A 6,818-nucleotide genomic window follows, 5' to 3' on the forward strand; every position below is an offset into this window, starting at 1 on the left:
CCAAAGTGGATTCGGTCGACGGTGAAGAGGCTGGTAACGGCCTGTTCTGGCGGAGTGTGGACAGCGAGATGCTCTGGGGGTCCACTGAAGATCTGGCCTATCCGCAAACCTATGTACTGACCTCGGAGATTCCCGTTGTTTCAATCCGGGAGCTGAGTAAGCAAACCTATGATCAGCTGTACACAAACCAGGATATTACGAGATATCTTCAGCTGCCGGATAATTTTCCTAAACGGGTCAGTGATTTGGCAGAGAACATCACCCAAAGCGCACAGACTCCTTATGAAAAAGTAGCCCTGCTGCAGCAACATCTGCAGGTGAATTTCCCGTATACCAATCATCCGGATCTCTCTCGTAAAAAGAGCAAGGATATGGTGGATAGCTTCCTGTTTGAGATTATGGAGGGGTATTGCGATTATTATTCGACAGCGCTTGTAACGATGGCCCGTTCGCTTGATATCCCGGCCCGCTGGGTAAAAGGTTATGCCCCGGGTGAGCAGGCAGAGCTGCCTGATAATCTGGCGCAGCAGGGCATTGTCAACAATAATTATACCATCACCAATGCCGATGCCCACTCGTGGGCGGAGGTGTATTTTGGAGACTATGGCTGGGTTCCGGTGGAAGCAACACCTGGTTTCACCGTCCCGCTGCTGACTCAGAGCGAAGAGCCGGTCACTGAGGAGCCAGAGCAGCCGGAAGAGGAAAAGGCCAAGCCGGAGCAACCGGCAGCCGGCAAGAACTCCTCGGTTGGAAACCTGCACCTCGGAGTTTGGAGTGTTACAGCAGCTGCAGCAATACTGCTGCTCTGGGCAGGCTATCAACTCTGGCAGCACCGGATGAGCCTGCGCTTCCTGATTCAGCGGCTGCGTAACGGCCAGCCGTTGTCACCGGTGCAAAAAGTTATAGTTGAAACAGAGCGCTGGGTAAGGTATTTACGCAGAAAGGGCATGCTGAAAGAAGAGCATGAAACCCTGCGCGAGGCAGTCGGCCGCTGGAGCCGTGAGACTCCGGAAGCTGCAGGCAGCCTCTCTTCACTGCTCCGGTTGTTCGAGCAGGCGAAATACAGCCCGGATGTTATAGAAGACAAAGACTGGCGCAGCGTGTATACTGAAGCTTTGCGGCTTCAGCGAAGCCTTAGAACACGCAGATAAACCCTAAGCGGCTCAGCAGGTTCATTTGCGAAGCGCAAAGAGTATGTTATAGTTTTTTGTATGAAATCGAGGTGAACGTATTGTTTGAAAGGTTAGTTCCGAAACTCCGGGTGAATACGGTATTTGATATTGGGCTGGAAGAGCTGTACCAGAAGGGATACCGGGGCATCATTACGGATCTGGATAATACGCTGGTCGGCGCCAAAGCTCCTCTGGCTACTCCGGAGCTGCTGCTGTGGTTCGCGAAGGTGAAAGAGCTTGGCTTCAAGCTGATCATTGTATCGAACAACAACATGGACCGGGTGTCACGCTTTGCAACGCCGCTGAATATTGAATTTGTTCATCAGGCCCGCAAACCGAGCAATACACCGTTCCTTAAGGCGATGAAGCTGATGGAGCTTACGCCGGAACAGACGATCGTAGTCGGCGATCAGATGCTTACGGATGTATACGGCGGAAACCGGCTGGGCCTGTACACTGTATTGGTATTGCCAATCTCCGTTAAAGACGAAGGGATTGGAACAAGAATTAACCGCCGGGTTGAGCAAATTGCACTGACACGGCTTCGCAAGCAAGGATTGTGGCACGAGGAGGATAAACCCCAATGAATCAACTGAATGAAACTCAGCGCCCTGCCAAATGCAGCGGCTGCGGGATTACGCTGCAGACCGGGAACAAGGAGCTTCCAGGCTATATCCCGGAGGTTGCCTTTGAACGGGAACCGGTCATTTGCCAGCGCTGTTTCCGGATTAAGAACTATAATGAAGCTTCTTCCGTATCCGTCGATCAGGATGAATTTCTTCACCTGCTTAGCGGAATAGGCGAGAAGAATGCGCTTGTGATCCATATCGTGGATCTGTTTGATTTTGAGGGCAGCCTGATTTCCGGCCTGCAGCGGTTCGTAGGCAACAATCCGGTTATCCTTGCAGTGAACAAATGTGACCTGCTGCCGAAGGTAACGAACTGGAACAAGCTGCGTAACTGGATGCAGCAGCGCTGTAAGGAGCATGGTCTGCGGACAGCCGAAATTGTACTTGTCAGCGCCAAGCGCAATCAGGGCTTCGAACGCCTCCTGGAGACGGTTAGTGAGCTGCGCGGACAACGGGACATCTACGTAGTTGGTGCCACGAATGTGGGCAAGTCAACGCTGATCAACCGCCTGATCTCCGATTACAGTGATCTGGAGCAAGAGCTGACGACTTCACGTTATCCCGGCACAACGCTGGATACGGTCAAAATCCCGCTGGATGACGGCCACTATATTATTGATACGCCGGGAATTGTATATCCTTGGCGTTACAGCGAGCTCGTGGAGCGGCGTGATCTTGGCGCAGTGATGCCGGAGAATCCGCTCAAGCCTGCTGTTTATCAGCTTAATGAAGGGCAGACGCTGTTCTTCGGCGGACTGGGACGCTTTGACTTCATTCAGGGTCCGCGGCAATCCTTCACCTGCTACATCAGCACGACCCTAAAGATTCATCGTACGAAGCTCGAGCGCGCGGATTCCCTGTATGAGGACCACCGCGGCGAGCTGCTGACACCACCGGTGGCGGCAGACATGGATAAGCTTCCGCAATGGCAGCGCCATGAATTCCGGATCGGCCGCGGCAGCCAGACGGATCTGTTCATCTCCGGCCTCGGCTGGATCAAGGTCAATGGAACCGAAGGCGCAGTAGTGGCCGTTCATGTTCCGCGGGGAGTTAAGGTGCTGACCCGCCCTTCCTTGATTTAACTGTAAGCTAACGATTTTTTTAGGAGGATCGGTGCCTATGAACGGCAATCACAGAAACATGGACATGCTGCTTGGCGTCATGGGCGATCCGATCGCCCAGTCGAAATCACCGGTGATGCACACAGCAGCACTGAAAGCGCTGGGTATACCGGGCGCCTATGTGCCGCTGCATATCAACAGCGGTCAGCTTGGCGAAGCTGTGCAGGCGATCCGTACGCTCGGCTTCCGTGGAGTCAATGTGACGATTCCGCATAAAGTTGCAGTCATGGAGTATCTGGACAAGCTGGATGAGAGCGCGCTTGCCGGAGGCGCAGTTAATACTATTGTCAATGATAATGGTGTCCTGACCGGTTATAATACCGACGGTATCGGATATGTGCGCTCACTGAAGGCGGAAGCTGTGCCGGAGCTGTCCGGCACCCGTATCCTGATCCTTGGAGCCGGAGGTGCAGCAAGAGGCATTGTCAGCGCTTTGCTTCAGGAGAACCCGGCCTCGATCGTTATCGCCAATCGGACTGCGGACAAAGCGCAGGAGCTGGCGGCAGCATGGCAGGGTACAGGCAAAGTAACAGGCACGGCTATGGCTGGGGTTGCCGGTATAATTCCGGAAGCGGATATTGTCATCAATACCACATCTGTCGGCATGTTTCCTTACCCCGGCGAGCTGCCTATCGACCCCGGACTATTGCACGGGGGGCTCGTAGTCAGTGATCTGATCTACAACCCGCTGCGTACCCGGCTGCTGGAGGAGGGCCTGCGTGCAGGCTGCACCATACACGGAGGTCTCGGTATGTTCATATACCAGGGCGCCTATGCGTTTGAGTATTGGACAGGGCAGGCGGCTCCTACTGAGATTATGCGGCGGACGATTATAGAATGTTTTGGCGGCAGTGAAGACGAAATGGAATGACAAGTTTAGGGTAATAATATTTGTTAATTAAGGGGTTTGTTCATTTATGTTAACTGGAAAACAAAAACGTTATCTCCGCTCTTTGGCGCATCATCTTGATGCTGTATTTCAAGTCGGCAAAGGCGGCGTAAACGACCATCTGATCCGTCATATTGAAGAAGCGATTGAAAAGCGCGAGCTGATGAAAATCAGTGTGCTTAACAACAATGCAGACGATCCGAAGGAGATCGGTGCTGCCCTGGCAGAGCAGTCCGGTTCCGAGCTGGTACAGGTGATCGGTAAAACCATCGTGCTCTATAAGGAATCACGCGACAACAAAACCATTGAGCTTCCGCGTTAGACTTTTACTTGGAGAATAAGAGGAGGTAAACCTCTTGAAAGTTGGAATTATGGGAGGAACCTTTGATCCTCTTCACATAGGTCACATGATGGCGGCAGAAGCCGCAAGGGATACGTATTCACTGGACGAGGTCTGGTTCATGCCCTCGCATATCCCTCCGCATAAACATGAGGCCGGGGCTTCGGGGGCGGACCGGCTGGCGATGGTACAGAGCGCGGTAGAAGGACATGAGGCGTTCCGCATTCTGGACTGGGAAATCGTCCGGGGCGGTGTATCTTATACCATTGAGACAGTACACAGCCTGAAGGAAGCCTATCCCCAGCATGAGTTCTATTTCATCGTTGGCGCGGATATGGTGGAATACTTGCCCAAATGGCACGGGATTGAAGAGCTGGTGGGCGCATTAACCTTCATCGGTGTAGGACGCCCTGGAACACCACTTGATCTGGCGGCACTGCCCGGCTTCATCGCCGAGAAGGTTGTACTCGCAGACATGCCGCTGGTGGATATCTCATCCACGATGCTCAGGTCACGCGCGGCAAGCGGCCGCTCAATCCGCTATATGGTGCCTGAGCAGGTATATCAATATGTGCAGAGGAGTGGATTGTATGGCCTACAGCCGCGAAGCGCTGATTGAGGCAGTCTCTGCCCAGATGCCGGACAAACGCTGGCAGCATACGCTGGGGGTAATGGAAACGTCGGTCAAGCTGGCCAAGCATTATGGATCCGATCCCGTTCAGGCGGAAACGGCAGCTATTCTGCATGATGTAGCCAAATATTGGCCGGTGGAGAGAATGAAGGAGATCATTGAACAGAACGGGCTGTCTGCCGAGCTGCTTCAATATGACAAGCAGCTATGGCATGCTGAAGTAGGGGTATTTGTTGCGCAGCAGGAGTACGGAATTACGGACCCGGAAATTCTGGGGGCAATCCGTTACCATACTTCCGGCCGCGAAGGAATGAGCCTGCTGGAGAAGGTCGTCTGCCTGGCGGATTACATCGAGCCCGGACGGGATTTTCCGGGTGTAGACGAAATCCGCAGGCTGTCTAAGGTAAGCCTAGAAGAAGCGCTGGTCGCCGGGTTTGATTCCACTATCAGCCTGCTGCTGCAGAAGCGCCGGATTGTATTTCCGCTTACGATGCTGGCGCGTAACGACTTAGTAAGAATACTGGAGGATAAAATATGAGTGTACAATCAAGCAAGCTGCTGGAATTGGCCCTTAAAGCCGTTGAAGACAAAAAAGCGATGAATGTTGTGGCATTGGATTTGCGCAATGTTTCACCGATTAGTGATTATTTCATCATCTGTCATGGTAATTCAGATACCCAGGTACAGGCGATTGCTACCGAAGTGCGCAAAGTGGTTCATGAAGCCGGCGGGTTGATCCGCGGGATTGAAGGCATGGATGCAGCCCGCTGGGTTCTGATGGATCTCGGGGATGTTGTCGTGCATGTGTTCCACCGCGACGAGCGTGAATATTACAACATCGAGCGTCTCTGGTCTGACGCCAAGGTTGTGGAGACGGTATGAGCCTGATTGCAGGTACTACAGTAACGCTTGAAGTATTGCGGGAAGTCTCTCCTTACGGTTACTTTCTGGGCGCAGGTGACCAGGATGTCATGCTGCATTATACAGAGCTGGTAGGCAGCAAGCCGAAGCAAGGCGACAAAGTGGAGGTATTTATCTTTTTTGATACCGAGGACCGTCTTGCCGCCACTATGAAGAAGCCTTTTCTCACCTTGGGTGAGATGGCCCTTCTGGAAGTGGCGGATATTCATCCGCGTCTGGGCTGTTTTCTGGAAATGGGACTCGGCCGCCAGCTGCTGCTGCCGATCCGGGAGCTGCCTGAACTGGTGGAGCTTCGCCCGCAGATCGGTGACAAGGTATTTGTACTGATGGAGCATGATAAGCAGGGACGTCTGCGCGCCAAGCTGGCCGGAGAGCAGGAGCTTGCTCCGCTGGCTCTGCCGGCGCCGTCCTCATGGATGGGGCAAACCGTTACAGCCAGAGTATACAAGCCGCTTCAAATGGGTACATTTGTCCTCGTGGACGGCGGCGTGCTGGGATTCGGGATCATCGGAATGGTTCATTCCTCCGAACGCAGCCGTCTGCTGCGGCTAGGTGAACAATTTGAAGCACGTGTCTCGCATATCCGCGAGGATGGCCGTGTCAATCTGGCGATGACCCACCGCAAGGAAGTTGGACGGGATGTGGATTCCGCAGCATTGCTGGAGTTCCTGCATTCGCGCCCGGGCGGGGCGATGCCTTATTCGGATGCTACGCCGCCGGATATTATCAAGCAGCGCTTTGGCATCAGCAAGTCCGCATTCAAACGGGCCATGGGCAAGCTGATGAAGGAAGGTCTCATCACCCAGAAGGAGAACTGGACCTATCTTGCAGGGGCTGAAGAAGAGAAGGGTCCGGAACAGAATCAGGAATAGAAAGCGGTGTACGTTGTGTCTTCCTATGGGAAATTTGCTTATGTATACGACGAGCTGATGGCGGACATGCCGTATCCGGATTGGCTGACCTTTGCGGAAACTGCATGGGGCAAGTACGGCAAACCCCGGACCGTGGCCGAGCTTGGCTGCGGTACGGGCAGCATCACCATTCCGCTTGCTGCGGCAGGATATCACATGACCGGCATTGATTTATCTTCGGACATGCTCTCCGTGGCGCAGCAG

10 protein-coding genes are annotated in these 6,818 nt (G+C 53.6%); all 10 read left to right on the forward strand.

The features are described 5' to 3' along the window. The coding region (locus AQR02_RS33545) for a DUF4129 domain-containing transglutaminase family protein (RefSeq protein ID WP_245237116.1) at positions 1-1,151 on the forward strand (1,151 nt) is incomplete at its 5' end. Positions 1,152-1,231: 80 nt separating this feature from the next. After that, positions 1,232-1,759, forward strand: a complete 528-nt coding sequence (locus AQR02_RS04495) for a YqeG family HAD IIIA-type phosphatase (protein WP_054941987.1) — start codon at positions 1,232-1,234, stop codon at positions 1,757-1,759. Beyond that, positions 1,756-2,883 carry a ribosome biogenesis GTPase YqeH gene (yqeH, locus tag AQR02_RS04500; protein WP_054939560.1) on the forward strand — a complete coding sequence of 376 codons (1,128 nt, stop codon included), beginning with the start codon at positions 1,756-1,758 and terminating at the stop codon, positions 2,881-2,883. Before AQR02_RS04495 ends, yqeH begins: the two co-directional genes overlap by 4 nt. A 37-nt stretch (positions 2,884-2,920) precedes the next feature. Then, positions 2,921-3,793, forward strand: a complete 873-nt coding sequence (aroE, locus tag AQR02_RS04505; RefSeq protein WP_054939561.1) for a shikimate dehydrogenase — start codon at positions 2,921-2,923, stop codon at positions 3,791-3,793. 46 nt (positions 3,794-3,839) lie between these two features. Next, the gene (gene yhbY / locus AQR02_RS04510) at positions 3,840-4,133 is read left to right on the forward strand and encodes a ribosome assembly RNA-binding protein YhbY (RefSeq protein WP_036697934.1); all 294 of its coding nucleotides are present in this window, start codon (positions 3,840-3,842) and stop codon (positions 4,131-4,133) included. Positions 4,134-4,167: 34 nt separating this feature from the next. Next, on the forward strand, positions 4,168-4,770 hold the full coding sequence (locus AQR02_RS04515; RefSeq protein WP_054939562.1) for a nicotinate-nucleotide adenylyltransferase: 603 nt from the start codon (positions 4,168-4,170) through the stop codon (positions 4,768-4,770). After that, positions 4,742-5,320: a bis(5'-nucleosyl)-tetraphosphatase (symmetrical) YqeK gene (yqeK, locus tag AQR02_RS04520; protein WP_054939563.1), complete on the forward strand. Its 579-nt coding sequence runs from the start codon at positions 4,742-4,744 to the stop codon at positions 5,318-5,320. Before AQR02_RS04515 ends, yqeK begins: the two co-directional genes overlap by 29 nt. Then, positions 5,317-5,664, forward strand: a complete 348-nt coding sequence (gene rsfS, locus AQR02_RS04525) for a ribosome silencing factor (protein WP_054939564.1) — start codon at positions 5,317-5,319, stop codon at positions 5,662-5,664. The genes yqeK and rsfS overlap by 4 nt, the downstream gene beginning before the upstream one ends. Beyond that, the gene (locus AQR02_RS04530) at positions 5,661-6,575 is read left to right on the forward strand and encodes a CvfB family protein (protein ID WP_054939565.1); all 915 of its coding nucleotides are present in this window, start codon (positions 5,661-5,663) and stop codon (positions 6,573-6,575) included. The genes rsfS and AQR02_RS04530 overlap by 4 nt, the downstream gene beginning before the upstream one ends. Positions 6,576-6,590: 15 nt before the next feature. Then, the coding region (locus tag AQR02_RS33550) for a class I SAM-dependent DNA methyltransferase (protein ID WP_425339995.1) at positions 6,591-6,818 on the forward strand (228 nt) is incomplete at its 3' end.

Origin of the sequence: Paenibacillus ihuae (assembly GCF_001368795.1) — a bacterium.
Taxonomy (GTDB): Bacteria; Bacillota; Bacilli; order Paenibacillales; family Paenibacillaceae; genus Paenibacillus_AQ; species Paenibacillus_AQ ihuae.

What these genes read in the sequence shown, in the direction of transcription:
- yqeH (WP_054939560.1), top strand. Translation starts at nt 1,756, where the DNA reads ATGAATCAACTGAATGAAACTCAGCGCCCTGCCAAATGCAGCGGCTGC.
- aroE (WP_054939561.1), top strand. Translation starts at nt 2,921, where the DNA reads ATGAACGGCAATCACAGAAACATGGACATGCTGCTTGGCGTCATGGGC.
- yhbY (WP_036697934.1), top strand. Translation starts at nt 3,840, where the DNA reads ATGTTAACTGGAAAACAAAAACGTTATCTCCGCTCTTTGGCGCATCAT.
- yqeK (WP_054939563.1), top strand. Translation starts at nt 4,742, where the DNA reads ATGGCCTACAGCCGCGAAGCGCTGATTGAGGCAGTCTCTGCCCAGATG.
- rsfS (WP_054939564.1), top strand. Translation starts at nt 5,317, where the DNA reads ATGAGTGTACAATCAAGCAAGCTGCTGGAATTGGCCCTTAAAGCCGTT.
- AQR02_RS04530 (WP_054939565.1), top strand. Translation starts at nt 5,661, where the DNA reads ATGAGCCTGATTGCAGGTACTACAGTAACGCTTGAAGTATTGCGGGAA.